Origin of the sequence: Arthrobacter pascens, from assembly GCF_017052465.1 — a bacterium.
In the GTDB taxonomy this organism is placed as follows: Bacteria; Actinomycetota; Actinomycetes; order Actinomycetales; family Micrococcaceae; genus Arthrobacter; species Arthrobacter pascens.
On sequence record NZ_JAFHKT010000120.1, the window covers coordinates 23,979 to 42,461 of the forward strand.

The 18,483-nt window shown below is 66.5% G+C and carries 18 protein-coding genes; 5 read left to right on the forward strand and 13 right to left on the reverse strand.

Annotated elements, in window-relative coordinates; all coding sequences use genetic code 11:
• Positions 1-5: 5 nt before the first annotated feature.
• The 6 genes from proC to JYA52_RS06540 form a co-directional block, all read right to left on the reverse strand.
• The gene (gene proC, locus JYA52_RS06515; RefSeq protein WP_205652386.1) at positions 6-839 is read right to left on the reverse strand and encodes a pyrroline-5-carboxylate reductase; all 834 of its coding nucleotides are present in this window, start codon (positions 837-839) and stop codon (positions 6-8) included.
• 528 nt (positions 840-1,367) lie between these two features.
• Complete coding sequence (locus JYA52_RS06520; protein ID WP_240460030.1) at positions 1,368-2,405, reverse strand: Ppx/GppA family phosphatase; 1,038 nt, start codon at positions 2,403-2,405, stop codon at positions 1,368-1,370.
• 90 nt (positions 2,406-2,495) lie between these two features.
• The gene (locus tag JYA52_RS06525) at positions 2,496-2,945 is read right to left on the reverse strand and encodes an SseB family protein (protein WP_205652387.1); all 450 of its coding nucleotides are present in this window, start codon (positions 2,943-2,945) and stop codon (positions 2,496-2,498) included.
• A 119-nt stretch (positions 2,946-3,064) separates the two neighbouring features.
• Positions 3,065-5,788 carry a type I DNA topoisomerase gene (topA, locus tag JYA52_RS06530; protein ID WP_205652388.1) on the reverse strand — a complete coding sequence of 908 codons (2,724 nt, stop codon included), beginning with the start codon at positions 5,786-5,788 and terminating at the stop codon, positions 3,065-3,067.
• A gap of 125 nt (positions 5,789-5,913) precedes the next feature.
• Positions 5,914-6,606, reverse strand: coding sequence for a winged helix-turn-helix domain-containing protein (locus JYA52_RS06535; RefSeq protein WP_372433752.1), 693 nt, complete (start codon positions 6,604-6,606; stop codon positions 5,914-5,916).
• 58 nt (positions 6,607-6,664) lie between these two features.
• Positions 6,665-8,272, reverse strand: coding sequence for a DUF7059 domain-containing protein (locus tag JYA52_RS06540; protein ID WP_205652389.1), 1,608 nt, complete (start codon positions 8,270-8,272; stop codon positions 6,665-6,667).
• A gap of 42 nt (positions 8,273-8,314) precedes the next feature.
• Between JYA52_RS06540 and JYA52_RS06545 the strand changes: the two genes are divergently transcribed.
• The 3 genes from JYA52_RS06545 (at position 8,315) to JYA52_RS06555 (ending at position 10,086) form a co-directional block, all read left to right on the forward strand.
• A complete protein-coding gene (locus JYA52_RS06545) occupies positions 8,315-8,923 on the forward strand; it encodes a hypothetical protein (protein WP_205652390.1) in 609 nt (202 codons plus the stop codon).
• Between the two features lie 9 nt (positions 8,924-8,932).
• Positions 8,933-9,376 carry a DUF6023 family protein gene (locus tag JYA52_RS06550; protein WP_205652391.1) on the forward strand — a complete coding sequence of 148 codons (444 nt, stop codon included), beginning with the start codon at positions 8,933-8,935 and terminating at the stop codon, positions 9,374-9,376.
• 140 nt (positions 9,377-9,516) lie between these two features.
• Positions 9,517-10,086: a DUF6023 family protein gene (locus tag JYA52_RS06555; protein ID WP_205652392.1), complete on the forward strand. Its 570-nt coding sequence runs from the start codon at positions 9,517-9,519 to the stop codon at positions 10,084-10,086.
• Positions 10,087-10,129: 43 nt separating this feature from the next.
• On the opposite strand, the gene trhO is transcribed toward JYA52_RS06555, so the two are convergent.
• Positions 10,130-11,023, reverse strand: a complete 894-nt coding sequence (gene trhO, locus JYA52_RS06560; RefSeq protein WP_205652393.1) for an oxygen-dependent tRNA uridine(34) hydroxylase TrhO — start codon at positions 11,021-11,023, stop codon at positions 10,130-10,132.
• A 165-nt stretch (positions 11,024-11,188) separates the two neighbouring features.
• Between trhO and JYA52_RS06565 the strand changes: the two genes are divergently transcribed.
• Together JYA52_RS06565 and sftH are read left to right on the forward strand one after the other, a co-directional pair.
• A complete protein-coding gene (locus tag JYA52_RS06565; protein WP_205652394.1) occupies positions 11,189-11,881 on the forward strand; it encodes a GNAT family N-acetyltransferase in 693 nt (230 codons plus the stop codon).
• Positions 11,882-11,957: 76 nt separating this feature from the next.
• A complete protein-coding gene (gene sftH / locus JYA52_RS06570; protein ID WP_307869324.1) occupies positions 11,958-14,369 on the forward strand; it encodes a DEAD/DEAH box helicase in 2,412 nt (803 codons plus the stop codon).
• Between the two features lie 39 nt (positions 14,370-14,408).
• Here the strand turns inward: sftH and JYA52_RS06575 are convergent, their stop codons facing one another.
• The 6 genes from JYA52_RS06575 to JYA52_RS06600 form a co-directional block, all read right to left on the reverse strand.
• On the reverse strand, positions 14,409-14,774 hold the full coding sequence (locus JYA52_RS06575; RefSeq protein ID WP_205652440.1) for an Rv3654c family TadE-like protein: 366 nt from the start codon (positions 14,772-14,774) through the stop codon (positions 14,409-14,411).
• Complete coding sequence (locus tag JYA52_RS06580; protein WP_307869325.1) at positions 14,771-15,286, reverse strand: TadE family type IV pilus minor pilin; 516 nt, start codon at positions 15,284-15,286, stop codon at positions 14,771-14,773. The genes JYA52_RS06575 and JYA52_RS06580 overlap by 4 nt, the downstream gene beginning before the upstream one ends.
• Before the next feature lie 5 nt (positions 15,287-15,291).
• Complete coding sequence (locus JYA52_RS06585; protein ID WP_372433754.1) at positions 15,292-15,657, reverse strand: DUF4244 domain-containing protein; 366 nt, start codon at positions 15,655-15,657, stop codon at positions 15,292-15,294.
• Positions 15,658-15,730: 73 nt separating this feature from the next.
• Complete coding sequence (locus JYA52_RS06590) at positions 15,731-16,345, reverse strand: type II secretion system F family protein (RefSeq protein ID WP_205652396.1); 615 nt, start codon at positions 16,343-16,345, stop codon at positions 15,731-15,733.
• 61 nt (positions 16,346-16,406) lie between these two features.
• On the reverse strand, positions 16,407-17,228 hold the full coding sequence (locus JYA52_RS06595) for a hypothetical protein (RefSeq protein WP_205652397.1): 822 nt from the start codon (positions 17,226-17,228) through the stop codon (positions 16,407-16,409).
• Positions 17,225-18,448 (reverse strand): TadA family conjugal transfer-associated ATPase, encoded by a 1,224-nt coding sequence (locus JYA52_RS06600; protein ID WP_307869327.1) that lies wholly within the window; start codon positions 18,446-18,448, stop codon positions 17,225-17,227. The genes JYA52_RS06595 and JYA52_RS06600 overlap by 4 nt, the downstream gene beginning before the upstream one ends.
• Positions 18,449-18,483: the final 35 nt, after the last annotated feature.

An 18,483-nucleotide genomic window follows, 5' to 3' on the forward strand; every position in this document is an offset into this window, starting at 1 on the left:
GGGGACTAGCCGAGCTGCCGGGTGATCTCGGCGGCGCGGTCCGCGGCGGCACGCGCCCCTGCCGCGATGATCGCCGGCATGCCGCGCTCATCAAAGGTGGCGATGGCGCGTTCCGTGGTGCCGTTGGGGCTGGTCACGGCCTTGCGCAGCGCGGCCGGCTCGGCACCGGGCTCGGCCAGCATCAATCCCGCGCCTGCTACGGTCTCCCGGGCCAGCAGCAGGGCCAGCTCCTCATCAAGTCCGAGCTCGACGCCGGCCGCCGCCATGGCTTCGGCGAGGTAGAACGCGTACGCAGGCCCGGAACCGCTGATGGCACCGAGGGCGTCCACCTGCTCTTCGGGAATTTCGACGACGGTCCCCACCGCGGAGAGGATGTCTTTGGCCTGCTGGAGCTGCTCAGGCGTGCAGTGGGTACCGGCGGAGACGGACAGGACGCCACGTCCCAGCTTCGACGGGGTGTTGGGCATGGTACGGATGACCGGCTGCCCCTGCGGCAGTGCGGCTTCCAGCTGGGCGATCGAGACCGCCGCTGCGACGCTGATGACGATGGTGTCCGGGGCAAGAGAACCGCTGATTTCGCGGGCCAGTTCGGCCGTCCCTATCGGCTTCACACCGAGGATGACCACTCCGGATCCCTTTGCCGCCTGCTTGTTGTTGTCAGGCTCCTCGGAACCGGCAATGGCGGTAATCCCATGATGACGCTCTGCCAATTCGGCTGCGCGCTCGGCGCGCCGCACGGTGGCCACCACGTCCATGGGGTTGGTACCCGCCTCGAGGAGGCCGCCCAGGATGGCCTCGTTCATTGATCCACAGCCAAGGAATGCGATTCGGTTGCTCATTGCTCCATCATTGCAGTTCGCCGCCGAGGATGCAGGCCGGCCGCTTCATGCGCCCGTTCACAGGAAGCTCACATGTTTGTCCGAGCTTCTGCACATCCTTGCGCCATAACGTTGGTATTACCTCATTGAGGGTGCGAGTGATACGGCAAGCATGGGGATGTTTGCCCGGCACCGACGGACTGCAGCGGTTTACCCATTTTCCTGCTGCAGGCCGTCGGTGCTTTTGCTTTAACCGCCCGCTTTAGGTGGTTTCAGCCCGGGGCCGGGCGCCGCTTTGGTGAGCCTCCGGATTCCCAGCTGCCACACAGGGAAAATCCGCCGAACACCCATATTGGCTCGCTAATGTTTTTAGTGCCTCACAAGGTGCGAGTGATGGAGCTGATCCTTCGGGATCGGCGCGGCGCCGGTCGGTTGCAGGAGTGTTCCCCCAACTCCTTCTGCGAAACCGTCCGGCGCTTCACTTTTAACTGGTTCGCTGGCAGGCACCGTCAACCAGCAGGCATTGTTGGCGTCAAGCCGACCCCAGGCTCATCCGGCGGCCAACGGCTCCGTCTGCTGGGCACCGGCATGCTGGGCGCCGGCATGCTGGGCAGCCCCATGCGGGACTCCGACATGCGGAGCCGGCTCCAGCGGGCCCTCAAAGACCAGCTGGTCGAGACGCCGCAGGATGAGGCCTTCGCGCAAGGCCCAGGGGCAGATCTTGATCTTCTTGAACGCGAACAGTTCAAGGGCGGCTTCCGCCACTAGGGCTCCCGCCAGGAGCTGGTTGGCGCGCGCCTCCGAGACGCCGGGCAGATGCAGCCTGTCCTCGCTTTTCATGGCCGAGATGCGCTGCGCCCAGATTCCCAGGTCCGTGGCGTTCAGCTCGCGCTTCACGTACGGGCCTGCGCCGCTCGGTGCAGCGCCTGCGATGCGCGCCAGCGAGCGGAAGGTCTTGGATGTCCCGGCCACGACATTGGCCCTGCCGATCGGGTCGAAACTCCGGACGGCAGGCTTGAGCGTTGCCCGGATGTAGCGCCGAAGCTCCTTGACGCTCTTGGCGGAGGGGGGATCCTCATGCAGCCAGTCCCTGGTGAGGCGGCTGGCACCGAGAGGGACGGACGTGGCCAGCTCCGGGAGCTCGTCTTGGCCGGACGCCATCTCGAAGGAGCCGCCGCCGATGTCCAGGTTCAGGATGGGGCCGGCTCCCCAGCCGTACCAGCGGCGGACGGCGAAGAACGTCATGGACGCCTCTTCGCTGCCGGTCAGTTCCTGCAGCGTCACAGTCGTCTCATGCTTCACCCGGGCCAGTACCGCCGGCCCGTTCGTGGCCTCGCGGATGGCGGACGTACAGAAGGCGAGCAGGTCATCGGCCTTGTGGCGCGCCGCAAATTCCCACGCCTCAAGGACGAACTCTGCCAGCTCATGCTGGCCGGCATCAGTGATGTTGCCGTCGCCGTCGAGGTACTGCACGAGGGACAGGGGCCGCTTGTGGGAGGCGAAAGGCACGGGGCGCGCGCCGGGGTGTGCATCCACAAGCAGGAGATGGACAGTATTGGACCCGATATCGAGGACGCCTAGCCGCATCCTGCCATTATTCCCCCCGGAACGCCGGCGGGAGCAATCCGTGCGGCCACATTTCCTTGGTACCGAATGCTTGGTACCGAACGGGGGGCGCTACTCGCCTTCGAGTCCCGCGGGGTTGGCGTCGACGTCGTCGGCCCGCTTGAAGTCGCGCTTGATGTTGGCGATGCCCTCCGGGTTGATTTCAAATCCGTAGGCCGCACCCGGGTTGATGACCATGCCCAGTTCGTCACCGATGTTTGCAATGATCGCTGCGCCCTGGGTCCCGAGAACGTTCGGGGCCGCGTCGAGGTATTCCTGGTCCACGCGGCTGGGGTGTGAGAACACGGCCAGTACCGGCTGGCCCTCGGCGTTGCCCAGCACCAGCGGTTCAACTTCGGAGTCATCGCCCTCAAGGGCGTCGGAACTGATGATGTAGACCTCGTTGTTGAGGAACGACAGGATGACGTCCACCGGGTTGGCGTCCGGCCGGTCCCCTTGGGCCAGCTTCTCCTCGAGGTCGTTCAGCGGCGTGGTGTCTGCGGGTCCGGGCTGTTCAGTCATGTATCTACTCGACCACGATGCGGGGCACGGCGCAATTCCGCAGCCCAACCAGCGGCCTTGGTTCCGCTGGTCGAACTGGCCGAGACCCCTGGTTTCGACGAGCTCAACCAGCGGCCCCCTTACTTCTTTGCAGCTGCCTTCTTGGCCGGGGCCTTGCGGGTGGTTGTCCGCTTGACCGGGCCCTTGGCCCGCTTCTCGGCCAGCAGTTCGACAGCCTGTTCCCGCGTCAGTTCCTCCAGCGAGGTGCTCCGGGGCACGGTGATGTTGGTGACGCCGTCGGTGATGTAGGGCCCGAAGCGGCCTTCCTTCACCACGATGTTCTTCTCCGAGACAGGGTCCGGACCGAACTCCGCCAGCGGGGGCACGGCGGCGCGGGCACCGCGCTGCTTTGGCTGGGAGTAGATCTCCAGCGCCTGCTCCAGCGTGATGGTGAAGATTTCCTCTTCCGAACCGATGGAGCGCGAGTCCGTGCCCTTCTTCAGGTACGGGCCGAAGCGGCCGTTCTGGACCGTGATCACGTTGCCGTCAGTGTCTTCGCCGAGCACCCGCGGGAGGCTCATGAGCTGCAGGGCCTCATCGAGGGTAATGGATTCCACCGTCATGGACTTGAACAGCGAACCGGTGCGCGGCTTGGCCTTGACCGGTTTCTTCGGCGGCTTGGGCTTGCCGTTCTTGTAGTACTCGACCGGCTGGTTGGCGAGCTGCTCTTCGGTCATCTCGGGGATGATCTCGGTGACGTAGGCGCCGTACCGTCCGTTCTTGGCAACCACCGTGTGGCCGGTGTGGGGATCGTCGCCGAGGACCCGCTCCTCAGGCGCGGCTGTCTCCATCAGCTCCACGGCCTTGGCGGCGGTGAGCTCGTCCGGGGCCAGGTCCTCGGGCACGTTGGCGCGGGCGGATTCCACCACCTCGCCCGTCTTCGGATCCACGGTGGGGACGGAGCTCTCCAGATACGGACCAAACTTGCCGACGCGCAGCGTGATGCCGTCCGCGATGGGCACCGAGTTGATTTCCCGCGCGTCGATCTCGCCGAGGTTGTTGACGATGCTCAGCAGGCCGGGATCAGCATCTTCGCCGTAATAGAAGTGCTTGAGCCAGGCGGCGCCGACGGCCTGGCCGTTGGCGATCTTGTCCAGGTCGCCTTCCATGTCGGCCGTGAACTCGTAGTCCACGTAATCCGTGAAGTGCTGCTCGAGGAGCCGCACCACGGAGAAGGCAATCCAGCTGGGCACCAGGGCCGAGCCCTGCTTACGCACGTAGCCGCGGTCCTGGATCGTGGAAATCGTGGAGGCATAGGTGGACGGGCGTCCGATGCCCTTCTTTTCCAGTTCGGCCGTGAGGGAGGCTTCCGTGTAGCGCGGCGGCGGGGACGTCTCGTGGCCCACGGCGATGATGTCCGAGGCGGTGAGGGAGTCGTCCTTGGCCACGTTCGGCAGGCGGCGGGCCTCCTCGGACTCGTCGTCTCCGCGGCTTTCGTCCTTCCCTTCCTCATACGCGGCCAGGAAGCCGGGGAAGGTGATGACGGTGCCGGAGGCCGAGAATTCGGCGTCGCGGCCATCGGCTGCCACCGCGCCGAGGCGGATGGTGGCGGTGGAACCCTTCGCGTCGCCCATCTGGGATGCGACGGTGCGCTTCCAGATCAGTTCGTACAGGCGGAATTCGTCGCCGGAGAGCTGCTTGGCGACCTGGGCCGGCGTGCGGAAGGAGTCACCGGCGGGGCGGATGGCCTCGTGGGCCTCCTGCGCGTTCGCGGCCTTGCTGGTGTAGACGCGGGGCGACTGCGGGATGTACTCCGGGCCGTACAGTTCGGAGGCCTGGCGGCGGGCTGCCGTGACGGCCTCGTCGCTCAGCGCCGAGGAGTCCGTACGCATATAGGTGATGTAGCCGTTTTCGTACAGCCGCTGGGCGATCTGCATGGTGCTCTTGGACGAGAAACGCAGCTTGCGGCCGGCCTCCTGCTGAAGCGTGGAGGTGGTGAACGGGGCGGCCGGTCGGCGGGTGTACGGCTTTGTATCGACGGACCGGACCCGGAAGTCGGCATTTTCCAGCCCGGACGCCAACGACGTGGCGAGTTCCTCGTTGAGGTGGACCGCGTTGCGCGCGGTGAGCACGCCGTCGTCGTTAAAGTCCCGGCCGCTGGCGACCTTGGCACCGTCCACGGCGGCGAGCTTCGCTTTGAAGGAGCCCGACTCGGCGCCGAACTGGCCGGTCAGGTCCCAGTAGGACGCTGCCTTGAAGGCCATCCGCTCCCGTTCACGGTCAACCACCATGCGGGTCACCACGGACTGCACGCGGCCGGCGGACAGGCCGCGGGCCACCTTGCGCCACAGCACCGGGGAAATCTCGTAGCCGTAGAGCCGGTCCAGGATGCGGCGGGTTTCCTGGGCGTCGACCAGGGCGGCGTCGACGTCGCGCAGGTTGTCCATGGCGCGGTGGATGGCTTCCTTGGTGATTTCGCCGAAGGTCATCCGGTACACCGGGACCTTGGGCTTGAGCACTTCCAGCAGGTGCCACGCGATGGCCTCGCCCTCGCGGTCCCCATCGGTTGCGAGGTAGAGGGCGTCGGCATCCTTGAGCTGTGCCTTGAGTTCAGCCACCTTCTTCTTCTTGTCCGGAGACACGACGTAGTACGGCTTGAAGCCGTTTTCGACGTCGACGGCGAACTTGCCCACGGAGGTCTTCTTCAGTTCCGCCGGGAGTTCGGACGGCTGCGGCAGGTCGCGGATGTGACCGATGGAGGCCTCAACGATGAAGCCCTCGCCCAGGTACTTGGCGATGGTCTTGCTCTTGGCCGGAGACTCCACGATCACGAGTTTCTTGCCGGTTTTGGCCTTGCTTGGCACAGTGCTCCTACAGAAAAAGGTTGCTCGGGCAGATGAGCCCATATTGGCCTAGTTCACCATATTTTGCAGAATCATGCGCAGTCATGTGGAAAACGGGTGGCCGCCGTCACTGCCGGGAAAGGTGGCTAAGTGGCCTCGGAGGTGCCCTTCCGCCCGTGGCTTTCCGGTGCCCGGTCGTCCGGAATCATGGACCACATGGTGGCGATCCGCTCGGCCCCCGGCGGGATGCTGCCCGGGTCCTCAAGCTCGTAGTCCCGCAGCAGTCCAAAGACCTTCTCGCTGAGTTCCAGCTGCTGTGCCGGGGTCAGATACAGCAGGTCAGTGGCGAGCACAACCGCCCTGGGCGGCTCCGGAAATTCGCCGCGCTTCCGCTGCTCGTTCCGGGCCCTGGCATATGCGTTGGCGCGGCGCCGGAAGGCCTGCAGTTCGAGATCGACGACGGCGAAGTCGGGGCTGGCTGCCCCGCCGCCAGAATTGATGGTGAAATCAGTGCCGGCCGCCTTCCAGCGTCGCTCGCGCGCATCCCCGGCCGTCTCGGCGGGAGCCACGATTCCCCATTTCTGCAGCGCCCTCAGGTGGTAGCTCATCGCGCTCGGCGTGAGGCCGGTCTGCCGGGCAAGCTCGGTGGCCGTTCGGCTCAGCTGGGTGGAGTACAGCTCGGAGATGACTTCCAGCCGCGCGGCGTGGGCCAGCGCCCGGATTGCCTTGGGGTCGGTGATCTCCACCCTGTTTTCCGGGCGGCCCCTGCGCTTCGGCTGGGCATCCCCCTCAGGTGCCATGCCGACGGCAGGGTCCCCGCGGGGCGTGTCTGTGCTCACGCCTTAAGTCTAGTCAGCAGGCAGCAGTCGTGAAAGGAATGCTTGACATCCGGCAGACCTAATCCTCACCCGCCGGCAGCAGGAACCCGTCCCTGACCAGGTTGGCGACTTCGGCGAGCATGCCGCTGCGGAAGGCGTCCCGGTCAAAACCCTCGTATCCGCCCAGCAGGGCCTCCAGGGCACCGATGATCTGCCCTGCCGAGAGGTCGCCGTCGCACGCCGAGACGAACCCGGCAAGTTCCGTGCTCAGCAGGTTGGTGCGCCGAAGCCCGGCACCCTGGCGCAGCAGGATCACGCCGGGGTGTTCGGCGCCCGGCCGTTGGTGGCGTTCTTCGGTGACGTCCTCAGCCACCAGCAGGTGCGCGGTGGACAGGTCGTTCGCCGCAAGCCAGTCGCTGCGTTTAACTGCGGCGCCCAGGTGCGGACCCACAGGCTGCTCGATCGGGTACGTGATCTCCTCAAACCGGCAGATCCGGCGCGGTCCTGCCGCGGGCCGCCGCAGCCAGATCATGCCGAAGCCGATTCCGCCCACGTTCCGCGAGGCAAAGTCATCGAGGTAGGCGGAGTATGCCTCCTGATAGTGCCCGCGGTCCCGGTTTTCCGAGGCATCCTGCAGCCAGGTCTCGGCATACTGTTCCGGTCCGACCTGCTCGCGCTGGATGAACCACGCATCGGTGTCCGGACTGGCCCAGCTTTGCGGCCGCTCCTCCCACGACTGCCCCGCTGTGATCTCCCAGTTGCCCAAAATCTGGGCTGTTCCGTCAGGGGCCAGCACCTCCGGCAGGGACTTGACCAGGGAGGCTACGATGTCATCCCCCGGCAGGCCGCCGTCGCGGTAGGTGAACTGGTCTTTGGCAGCCTCGCCCTCGCTGCGCGGCGTGATGACAAAGGGCGGGTTGGATACTACGAGGTCGAATTCCTGTCCGGCGACGGGCTCCAGAAGCGAGCCGAGCCGGAGCGCCACCCGGTCCTCGGGCCGCGACGGGTCCACGCGGAGCGCCTCGGCGTTGAGCAGGATATTGAAGCGAGTGAACGCCAGGGCCCGCTCGGAGATGTCCGTGGCGGTGACGTGCTCGCTGTGGTGCAGCAGGTGGAAGGTCTGGATGCCGCAGCCTGTGCCCAGGTCCAGGGCCCGGGCGGCATGACGCCGGATGGTGGTCTGCACCAGCGTTGTGGAGGCCTGCCCGATACCGAGGACGTGGTCGTGGCGGAGCACGCCGGGGCGCTGGTGCGCGGCGAGGTCGCTGGCCACCCACAGGTCCGCGCCGTCCCAGCCGTAGGGCCTGAGGTCCGCGACGGCCGCCACGCCGGCCGCCGCGACCTCCGCGAGCCCGAGTGACACCAGGCCCTCCGTCCGGGTCCGCGGCAGTGCGGCGTCGATCGCTGTGGCATCCTGCGGGACGGCCAGCAGCCAGAAACGCACGACGGAGGCAAGGGCCGCCGTGCGCGGCCCGCCGTGGGAGGCTTCCTCGGTAACGATCAGCGCGGGGATGAGCTGGTCCCGGTCCAGCGCGGAGTATGCCGACGGGCCCAGCAGCTCGGCGACGCCGTCCACGGTGTAGTCCAGTTCCCGGAGGTCCGTGGCCAAAGCCTGCAGGAGGTCCGGGAGGTCGCTGCGGGGAGCATTGGGGGTATTGCCGGCAGTGAAGAGCGTTGATTCGGTCACCGGGCAAGTCTATTTGTCCCAGGGGAAGGCTAGAGTGGGGCCATGCTCGGCACCCAAGCAGCGGCGGCTGGCCCGGAGTGGCTTCAGTACGTTGCGGCATTCGCTCCCCTCAGTACGCTGGCGGCGGCTGTGATCGCCGGCTGGATTGCTTGGCGGACGCTCGCCCAACGGCGCGAAGCGGACCGCCGGGACCAGTGGTGGCAGCGCACCCAGTGGGCCATCGACCTGGCGATGGAGCGCGATTTCAGCCGGGCAGTAGTGGGCCTCATAACACTCAGGCACCTGGCCGACAGCGACCTTTGCACCGCCGAGGACTACGAGATGCTGGACAAAATCGGCGGCGCCAAGATCGATGCCCTCACGCTGTCCGAAGAGAGCGCAAGCCGGTCCTCCGGTGCTCCGACGCCCACGCAGCCTGCACCCTCAGAGCCGGGGATTCCAGGGAAAGTACCACCGGGGCCGGCACGCTCGGTTCGGGGTGACCTGATCCCTGTTGATCTCGATTCCCGCGGAGAGCGGGTCTTTGCCGCCTCGCCGGAAATGGCGAAAGCGCTGGCAGCGGCAGACAGACTTGTCTCTTTCGCGGCGGTCCGGCATCACGGCCCTCACGGGGGCGGATCGTCCGTCCGTCGGCCCTCCGGCAGCGGGTAAGTTGTAGGTATGGCTGAACGTTTCCCGGCGATGCTCCGCGCCCTCTCAGGGGCAGCGGTAGTCGCCTGCATCCTGCTCGTCCTTCCGGCCTGCTCATCCGTGGTGTCCATCGAAAACGCCGACGTTCCCGCGTGGAAAGCCACGGCATTGCCTTCTGCCAGCGATTCTGTTCTCGAGGATGCAGGCAAGATCCTCAACCGCGACCGGATCATCCGGGAAGCAGCCAATGTCCCGGCTGGCCGCTACTCGCTAACGGCGACGTGCGAGGGCGGGGGCAAAGCCTTCTTTGAAGTGTCGCTCGACGGGCGGCTGCTGGTGGATGCCGGGGCCGCCTGCAACGGCAGCCGGGAAACAACCAAGCTCACGGTGGACACAGCGGGGGCTCTTGAAATCAGTACCTCCAGCGTGGATGCCCCGCTCATTTATGCATACCAGTTGGTCCCGGCCAAGTAGCCCGTCCACTGGGAACAAAGGCTCGTACGAGGGTGTCTGGGGACAGAATCTGCACCTGGGCCGGGTCGTCCTGAAGGTCTGGGCCGGACACCCTGCATTGTCCTATGGCCCCTTGGGTCCGGCGGGCTTAAAGTCGGTGTATGCCCACAGTGCGGATGTCCTCCGTACGCAAACTCTCCAGGCGGGCACCGCGGGTGCCGCCACTGCGAGCCCCGGCAGCCGCCGTCGTGCTTTTCCTTGCGCTTGGTGCCGGCACCGTCCTGAGTGGCTGCGAATACAGCTACGACGACGGCCGTGGCGCACTTCCCGTCGACACGTCAACTCCCGTGACAGACGCGGCGCTGCCGCGGGATCCGCTGTTGGACCTTCCCGTATCAGGCGCCGAGCTCGACGCGTGGGCGCGCGAGGTCCTGCCTGACTCCTCGGGGCAGGTCGTTTACACCGATTACGGCACTGTCGAAGAGGACGAGGAAACGAAAGAGTCCACGGGGAGGCTGCCCAGCGGCACGTACGCCCTGACGCTTGCCTGCCGCAGCGAACGGCGGGTCTCGTTCACCGTGCGCGATTCCGAGTTCGCCCTCGTGGACCTGAGCCTGCGCTGCGGAACATCGAGAGTGAACGTGGTGCACCTCTCAAAGGCTTCGGTGCTGCGGATAACCGTGGAGGCGAGAAGGGATGCCAACTTCGCCGTCAAAATAAGCCGGCTCTGAGCGGCCGGGCACACTTGACTACGCGGTCAGGCTGCCCGGAAGGTCAGGCTGCGCAACCATCCGGGCAGCGCAGGGTTTCCGGGCTGGCGGCACATTCGGCGCAGTACAGCGTCAGGGTGCGGCAGCTCGGGTTGGAGCAGTTCTCGAATTTGCTTGTCGGCGACGCGCACCGGACGCATTCGCCAATGGTTTTCGCGTCCTCGCTGAACTCCAGGTGCATGCGCTTGTCGAAGACGTACAGCGAACCCTCCCAGAGGCCCTGGTCCTTGAAGGTCTCGCCATACCGGACGATGCCGCCGTCGAGCTGGTAGACCTCTTTAAAGCCCCGGTTCACCATCAGGCTGGAGAGCACCTCACAGCGGATGCCGCCCGTGCAGTACGTGACCACCGGCTTGTCCTTCAGGGCATCGTACTTGCCGGACTCGAGTTCCTTGATGAAGTCGTGGGTGGTGGCAACATCCGGCACAACAGCATCCTTGAACTTGCCGATCTGCGCCTCGAAGGCGTTGCGTCCGTCGAAGAATACGACGTCCTCGCCGCTCTCCTTCTTTGCGTCCACGAGTTTGTGGAGTTCCTCGGGCCCCAGGTGCGTCCCGCCGCCAACGACGCCGTTCTCGTCCACCTTCAGCTCACCGGGGGCGCCGAAGGAGACGATCTCGTCCCGGACCTTGACGCTGAGACGGGGGAAGTCATCCGCGCCGCCCTCCGACCACTTCACGTCAATGCCGTGAAAGCCCTTGTATTCGCGGGTGGTCTTGACGTATTGCTTGACCGCGGTGATTTCGCCGCCCACTGTGGCGTTGATGCCGTCCTTGGAGATCAGGATGCGCCCGGTCAGGCCCAGCTTCTCGCACAGGGCGCGCTGCCAGAGCCTGACGGCGTCGGGGTCAGCGATAGGGGTAAAGCCGTAAAAAAGGACGATTCGGTTCAAAGCCACGTATTTAAGGGTACTGGCTGTGTAGAAGGCGCCGGAATTCCGGTGCCGCAGGACGGCGGAGCCGACGGACGTACTCCTCGGGGCGTGGAGCCGAGCCCCATCACAATTGCATAAGCAAGTGTCAAAGCTCTGTTGCTTGTGACAGCGCTGGAATAGTCTCATCACATGACGCCAGAAGCCATGGTTGGAGATATCACTCATCTGCTGGAAGTCTGGGTCGCCGGCTGGGCCGGCTGCCGGGGCTATGAGACCCGCACTGAGGGACGGTTCCCTGCCGCCCTCCGGGCCGACACGACCGGGGAATGGGAGTATTTTGCTTCCGATCCCTCCGACTCTGAGTTTGCGGACCTGGCAGCCAAGACGGCCGAAGTGCCGGCACGGGTACTGACCATCCTGACCAACGATGTCGACCGGTACACGGTCCTCGCGCAGCAGCACGGGCTCAACGTCACATCCGCGTCCCAGACCATGATGGTCGTGGACATGGAAACGCAGGACGCCGAGGACCCGTGGCTATCCGACGACGAACTGACCCTTGAATCGTCCGAGTCCAACGGCGTGCACCATGCCGTTGTGCGGTCGGGCGACAGGCTCGCTGCCAGCGGACAGGTGCTCGTGATCAACGGGACCGCCGTGTTCGACAAGATCGTGACCGAACCGGATTTCCAGCGCCGCGGGCTGGGCAGCTTCATCATGAAGGCCCTGGCCGCCCAGGCGTTTGAGCACGACGTGGAGGACGGCCTGCTGCTCGCCTCGCTCGACGGACAGAAACTCTATTCGCACCTGGGGTGGACCTCGGTCTGCCACGTCCTGATGCTCTCCGCCTCGAACGAAGGCTCGGACCTCTCGGTCGTCTGACGCGCGTCGTTCCGTCTGGGGGTCTTCCACCGCCCGCGGTGGCCGCCGATTTTTGGGCAGGTGAAAGAATGTTGGGGTGAACCCCCATGACTCGCTGATTCCCCTGTTGGGCCGCGGCCCGAACCCGGAACAGCTGCGGCATGTGCGGATCATCCCTGCACGCGAGGCAGTGCACGACCCGTGGCCCGCATGGGCTCATCCCGACCTCGTGGCTGCGTACGGCAACCTGGGCATCCATGAGCCCTACCGGCACCAGGTTCAGGCAGCCAACATTGCCCACTCCGGCGGACACGTTGTGGTCGCTACCGGCACGGCGTCCGGAAAGTCGCTTGCCTACCAGCTTCCTGCCTTGGACGCGATCCACCGCTCAGAGCTGCGAGTGCTCTCCGAACCCGGCAAGATACACGACGACGGTGCGGTGGCACTGTATCTGTCTCCGACCAAGGCGCTCGCAGCGGACCAGCTGGCCGCCATCCGCTCGCTCAAGCTGCCCACAGTCCGGGCCGAGACCTACGACGGCGACACCGACCCGGCGTCCCGCCGCTGGATCAGGGACCACGCCAACGTCATCCTGGCCAACCCGGACATGCTGCACTTCGGGATTTTGCCCAACCACGCCTGGTGGGCTGGGTTTTTCCGGCGTCTGCGGTACGTGATCGTGGACGAGGCACACAGCTACCGCGGAGTTTTTGGCTCCCACGTGGCCAACCTGATGCGCAGGCTCCGGCGCATCTGCGCCTACTACGGCGCGGGCACCTCCTCCCCCGGCCCCATCTTTATCGCGGCGTCCGCCACCGCGTCAGATCCGGAAAAGTCTTTCGGGAGGCTCATCGGAGCCCCGGTCCAGTCCGTCGCAGAAGATTCCTCTCCGCACGGCTCCACCACAGTGGCCTTCTGGGAGCCGGCCCTGACCGAGATACGCGGTGAGAACGGCGCCAAGGAACGTCGAACGGCAGTGGCCGAAACGGCGGACCTGCTGGCCAACCTCGTCTCGTCCCGGGTCCGGACGATTGCGTTCATCAAATCCAGGCGCGGAGCGGAAACCATCTCGTCCATCACCAAGCGCCTGCTTGACGAGGTTGATCCCAGCCTGCCCCAAAGGGTCGCCGCCTACCGTTCCGGGTATCTCCCCGAAGAGCGGCGCGCTTTGGAGAAAGCGCTGCGGACAGGGCAGCTGCTGGGTATTTCCAGTACCTCGGCCCTGGAACTGGGGATCGACATCTCCGGCCTGGATGCCGTGCTGGTTGCCGGCTGGCCCGGGACGAGGGCCTCCCTGTTCCAGCAAATAGGCAGGGCCGGGCGCGCACGGCAGGATGCGATTGCCGCATTCGTGGCCAGTGACGACCCTTTGGACACGTACCTGGTGAACCACCCTGAAGCGATCTTCGACGTGTCGGTGGAGGCAACGGTCTTCGATCCCTCGAATCCCTACGTTCTCGGCCCGCACCTCTGTGCCGCCGCCGCCGAACTGCCCCTGGGCCCTGCGGAGCTTCCGCTGTTCGGCGGCACGGCCGAGAAACTGCTGGGCCAGCTGGTGGAGCGGGGGTATCTGCGGCGGCGCCCTGCCGGCTGGTTCTGGACCCATCCGCAGAGCGCGGCAGCCATGGTGAACCTCCGGGCCGACGGAGGCGGACCCGTGAGCATCGTGGATGCCGACACCGGGTCCCTCCTGGGGACCATGGACTCCCCGCAGACCCACTACCAGGCCCATACCGGCGCGGTCTACGTCCACCAGGGCGACAGCTATGTGGTGGAGGACCTGAACGAGGACGAACACTGCGTGGTGGTGCGCCGCGCAAATCCGGACTACTACACCACGGCCCGGGACATAACGCAGATCGAGGTTCTCGCGACAGACCGGACGGCGCAGTGGGGTGACGTTGCCGTGCATTTCGGCGACGTGAAGGTGACTACTCAAGTGGTTTCCTTTCAGCGCAAAGCCCTCATTTCAAACGAGGTCCTGGGCGAAGAACCCCTGGAACTGGGCGCCAGGGACCTGTTCACGAAGGCCGTCTGGTTCGTGATAGACAACCGGTCCCTGACAGGTGCCGGCCTCATCGAAGCGCAGTTCCCCGGCGCCCTTCACGCGGCGGAGCATGCGGCCATCGGGCTCCTGCCGCTCGTGGCGTCAAGTGACCGCTGGGACATCGGCGGCGTCTCGACAGCGATCCACGCCGACACGGGGGTGCCCACGATCTTTGTGTACGACGGGCACCCGGGCGGCGCGGGCTTTGCCGAACGCGGCTTCGAAAAGGCCAAGGTGTGGCTTACGGCCACACGTGATGCCATCAAGGCCTGCGAGTGCGAGTCCGGGTGTCCGTCCTGCGTCCAGTCGCCCAAGTGCGGCAACAAGAACAACCCGCTGGACAAGGACGCGGCCGTGACGTTGATCGATGTCCTCCTGAGGAATGCGACCGAAACCGTCCGTCCGCCCAAGGAGTTTGCGTCCACCGCAGGTTTGCCCGATGCCGGCCAGGGAATCGGCTGACACACACGGCTACTCCATCGTCCGAGGCGGCAGGACCGACTAGGGAGGAGGTCCCGCCCGGGCACGGCCTGCGGCGGATCCCAGGACAGTGCTCGCCCTCAATTGCGTGCGGACTTCCACGGACAGATCACCTCCCTCCGTGCACGTAAGGAGCCTCGCCTCATGTCGGGCCGCGACGGCGGCGGCAACTGTACAGGGTTCTCCCGCAGAAACGCCTCGCAGTGCATCGGCCGCGGCCAAGGCGGCAAGGTCGGCCGAGGCTGCGGCCTGGGACGCCATGACCGCCGACTGCGCGAGGAGGAGACTCATGGACATTGCCAGAATGACCACCAGTCCCAGTCCGGCAGCAAGGACCGTGCCGGATCCGCGCTCAGACCCCTCGCCACGCCACGGATTACGGTTCACGCCAGTCTCCCTGCCCGCGGCGCGTCCTGCAGACCGCCGGCGACATCGTTGTGGGTCCCGGGGATTCGTATCGCCGCCGCTTCCCCTCGGGCTTCGGCCGTCGCTGTGAGTGTCCACGGCACCACGGTTCCGAGAGGCCCGGCCGCACGGTCCGTGACGGTTACGCTCAGCCATTCGCCGTCCGTCTCCACCACCGACGTGGCCGAGCCGCCTGCCAGCTTGCGGACGATGCCATCGACAGCGGCCGGTTCTTCGCCGCGGGCCAGGGCTCTGACACCGGCGCGGGCTGCTTCCTCCAGCCGAAGCTGGGTGATCCCTGCTGCAGACCCCGCCAGGAGCATGGCCAGCAGCATGATCACTGCAGGCAGTGCGACCGCGAATTCGGCGGTCACGGCGCCGCGGCTGTCTGCCGCGGCGCGGCCTGCTGCGGCGCGGTCTGTTGCGCGGCGGTCTGTTGCGCGGCCTCCGCGTGCGGAGATCTGCCTTGCACGGTGCGGTGGGGTCTGCAGCACTGGGGTCATGGCAAGGCCAGCGCCGTTCGGATCAGGTTGAGCAGGAAACCGCGGACTTCGTCGCTTCGCAGGATGAACACCAGAATCCCGGCGAAGCCGACTGCCGCCAAGGTGGCGATGGCATACTCCGCCGTTGCCATTCCGACCTCGGATCCAGTGAGTCGCTTCCTCTGGCGCATCTTTACGCGGGGAGCAGTGCTCGCCCCCGGATAGATTTCCCGCACTTCTGCGTCGTCGCTTTCCTGACGTGCAGGCTGGGCGCCGCCGAGGCCGTTTTGGTTCAGGGACATGGTATTCCTTTCTGATTTACCGGCGGTGTTGCCGGCTACTCCGACTGTCCCGCCTGCCGGCCCGGACGATAAGTGCTGCATTGACCTAAGTGGAAAACCAGTGCCCCGCTCAGCGGTGTGGAGGAAAAGTGCCCGGCTGCGGGGCCTTTCGCACTCACGATCCCGAGGGCACCAGGGCGAGCAGGACCGGGACCACGCCCAGACAGATAAACGCCGGGAGTGAGCAGAGGCCCAAAGGAATCACCAGCTTGACGCTGAGGGATGCGGCGCGCTTTTCCGCCGACCGGAACCGTTCACGACGCATCCTGGCAGCCTGGGCATAAAGAATCGCGGACGACGGCGCGCCAGTCAGCGCGGCGAACCCCAGCGCGTCGCGCAGTGCGACAACCTCAGCGGAGTGCCCCTCGGAACTTCGCCAGGCGGTTTCCCAATCGGCTCCGATGGCCAGCGCAGCCACCACAGGCCTCAAAGAATTGCGATACGACGGTGAGGCGGCGGCCGCGACGAGCTCCAGGGAGCGGCCGATGCCACATCCTGCATCGAGCATGGCGGCGACCAACTCGAGCATCATGGCCGGGTCCCGCAGACCGGCGTTTTGGCTGGCCGGACCCGACCTCACGGCGTCGCCGGGAGACGTGGTGTCGTCCAGCAGCACGCCGACCTTGGCCAACAGCCGCTTCCGTATGCGCGAGCGGCCGGACAGGGCGAGTGCCGCCGCCAACGCCAACAACGACGCAATCACCGCAGCGGACACTGCCGGCTCCGTCATATCGTTGCCGTCCTCACGCCACGGGTCCGGTCCTGCCGCCCCGCTTCACTTCCAGGAAGCGTCACGCCACTGCCGCTCCGGCGGCCGCCCGCACCAGCCTGGCAGACCAGATCCGGCCGGCAATGGTCAATACGACCCCGGCAGCAAGGGCGGCGACACCGAGCGGCGTCCCGACGAGCATCGCCAGCGGGTCCACGCCCAGGCAGATCCCCAGCCCGAGCCCGAGCAGGGGCAGCCACGTCAGCAAAGTAACTGTCGCCTTGGGACCGGCGAGGGCAGTTTGGCGCGCTGCTTCGGCGTCGTCCTCCACTTCCAGCTGCGCGGCGAACCGGGTGAGGACATCCGCCAGCGGGCAACCGCTGGCCTCTGCGATATCGAAGCAGGCCGCGAGTTCCGCCCAGATGCGTGGTTCGTGGCCGTTCGTTCTGTGGCCTGACGACCGCGCGGCGAGCCGTATCGCTTCGGCCACCGGGGAGCCCCGCAATGCCGCCCCACGGGCGGCCGCCAGAATCGCCTCCGATGCAGTGCTGAGCCGCTGGCCATCGGGTGTCCCCACGCCCGCGCCGGATCCCGCATACACCACCCACAGTTCGTCCCAGAGGCGGGACAGCGTCCGGCCGCCCTTCAGCAGGGCTGCAAGCTGCTGGACCACCACGGTGAGCGGCACGGCCCTGTCCTTGCCGCGCCTGGCGCCGCCGCGCCCACGGAATGAAGAACGTCTGCGGTTCAAACCGCCGCCGCCCCCGCCACCGTGTCCGGGCTCAGATGGGCCGTGAAGGTAGCTTCCTCTGAAGGCCATCCGCACCCGGCGACTTACGCCGCGCGGCGGCCGCAGGATCAACCAGAGGGCCAGGGCCAGGGCCACCACGAGTACGGCGATCATGCTGCTGCTCCGGCGGAAAACTGCAGCCTGGATGGAGCAGGGTCCAAGCCAAGCCTCCCGGCCAGCGTCTCCCAGGCCGGGCCAGCGACCAGCTGCCCGCCCGCGTCCTCCAGGGCAGTGGAAACGCCCAGGGTCCCGGCAGTCTGCTGCAGCAGTCCGATGCAGGCCACGTGACGCCCTTCCCGGCGCCGGGCGACATGGACGACAACGTCCAAGGCACTGGCAACCTGGAGCCGCACTGCATCCTGCCCCAGCCCCGCCAGGGCACCCAAAGCGGTGAGGCGGGCAGGCACGGCACTGGCCGTGTTGGCATGGATCGTCCCGCCGCCGCCGGTGTGGCCCGTGTTCATGGCCGTCAGGAGTTCCCGCACCTCAGCGCCGCGGCATTCCCCCACCACCAGCCGGTCGGGCCTCATTCTCAGGGCCTGGCGTACCAGCTCGCCCAGGTCCACTGTGCCGCCTCCCTCCAGGTTGCCGTGCCGCGATTCAAGGGCGACGACGTGCGGGTGCACCGGGTTCAGCTCCGAGGCGTCCTCGATCAGGACCAGCCGCTCCCCCGGATGGCACAGTCCAAGCAGGGTGGACAGCAGGGTGGTCTTTCCCGACCCTGTGGCTCCGCTGATGAGGAAGCTCAGCCTGTGGTCCACCATTCGCTCCAGCACGGACTGGACCAGCGGCCCGAACATCCCGCCCGCCCTGAGTTCGTCCATGGCAAAGACCTGCTCACGGCGGATGCGGACGCTCAGCAGGGTTCCGGCCGTGGAGATGGGAGGCAGGACCGCATGGACCCGGTAGCCGCCGTCGAGCCGTACATCGACGCAGGGAGAACCGTCATCCAGGCGGCGTCCGCCTGCGGCCACGAGCCGTGATGCGAGCGCCCGGAGCTGTGTCTCTCCGGCAAAGGCCACCGGCGCCCGTTCAATCCCCCGGCCGCGGTCCAGCCATACGGAATCCGGCGCATTGACGAAGATGTCAGTGACCGAAGGATCCCTGACCAGCTGCTGAAGCGGCCCCAGACCGTTCAGTTCGGCACTGATGCGTTCAACAGCCGCAAGGGATCCGGCGGTGCCGAGGAGTTTTCCAGTGGCCTGCACGGCGGCTGCCACCCGTGAGGGCGTCACCGGCCCGGGATCCGCCATGACAGATTCCCGCACACTCTCGAGGAGCCCGGAATCCAACGCTCTCGGTGCGCGCCGCCGCCCGCTGCCCTCCGTGGGCACCGGTCTGCCGACGGCCGGCCCAGGACCGAAAAGCG

What these genes read in the sequence shown, in the direction of transcription:
- JYA52_RS06565 (WP_205652394.1), top strand. Translation starts at nt 11,189, where the DNA reads ATGACGCCAGAAGCCATGGTTGGAGATATCACTCATCTGCTGGAAGTC.
- JYA52_RS06595 (WP_205652397.1), bottom strand. Translation starts at nt 17,228, where the DNA reads ATGATCGCCGTACTCGTGGTGGCCCTGGCCCTGGCCCTCTGGTTGATC.
- proC (WP_205652386.1), bottom strand. Translation starts at nt 839, where the DNA reads ATGAGCAACCGAATCGCATTCCTTGGCTGTGGATCAATGAACGAGGCC.
- JYA52_RS06520 (WP_240460030.1), bottom strand. Translation starts at nt 2,405, where the DNA reads ATGCGGCTAGGCGTCCTCGATATCGGGTCCAATACTGTCCATCTCCTG.
- JYA52_RS06545 (WP_205652390.1), top strand. Translation starts at nt 8,315, where the DNA reads ATGCTCGGCACCCAAGCAGCGGCGGCTGGCCCGGAGTGGCTTCAGTAC.
- JYA52_RS06585 (WP_372433754.1), bottom strand. Translation starts at nt 15,657, where the DNA reads ATGCAGCACTTATCGTCCGGGCCGGCAGGCGGGACAGTCGGAGTAGCC.
- JYA52_RS06555 (WP_205652392.1), top strand. Translation starts at nt 9,517, where the DNA reads ATGCCCACAGTGCGGATGTCCTCCGTACGCAAACTCTCCAGGCGGGCA.
- JYA52_RS06525 (WP_205652387.1), bottom strand. Translation starts at nt 2,945, where the DNA reads ATGACTGAACAGCCCGGACCCGCAGACACCACGCCGCTGAACGACCTC.
- JYA52_RS06590 (WP_205652396.1), bottom strand. Translation starts at nt 16,345, where the DNA reads ATGACGGAGCCGGCAGTGTCCGCTGCGGTGATTGCGTCGTTGTTGGCG.
- JYA52_RS06550 (WP_205652391.1), top strand. Translation starts at nt 8,933, where the DNA reads ATGGCTGAACGTTTCCCGGCGATGCTCCGCGCCCTCTCAGGGGCAGCG.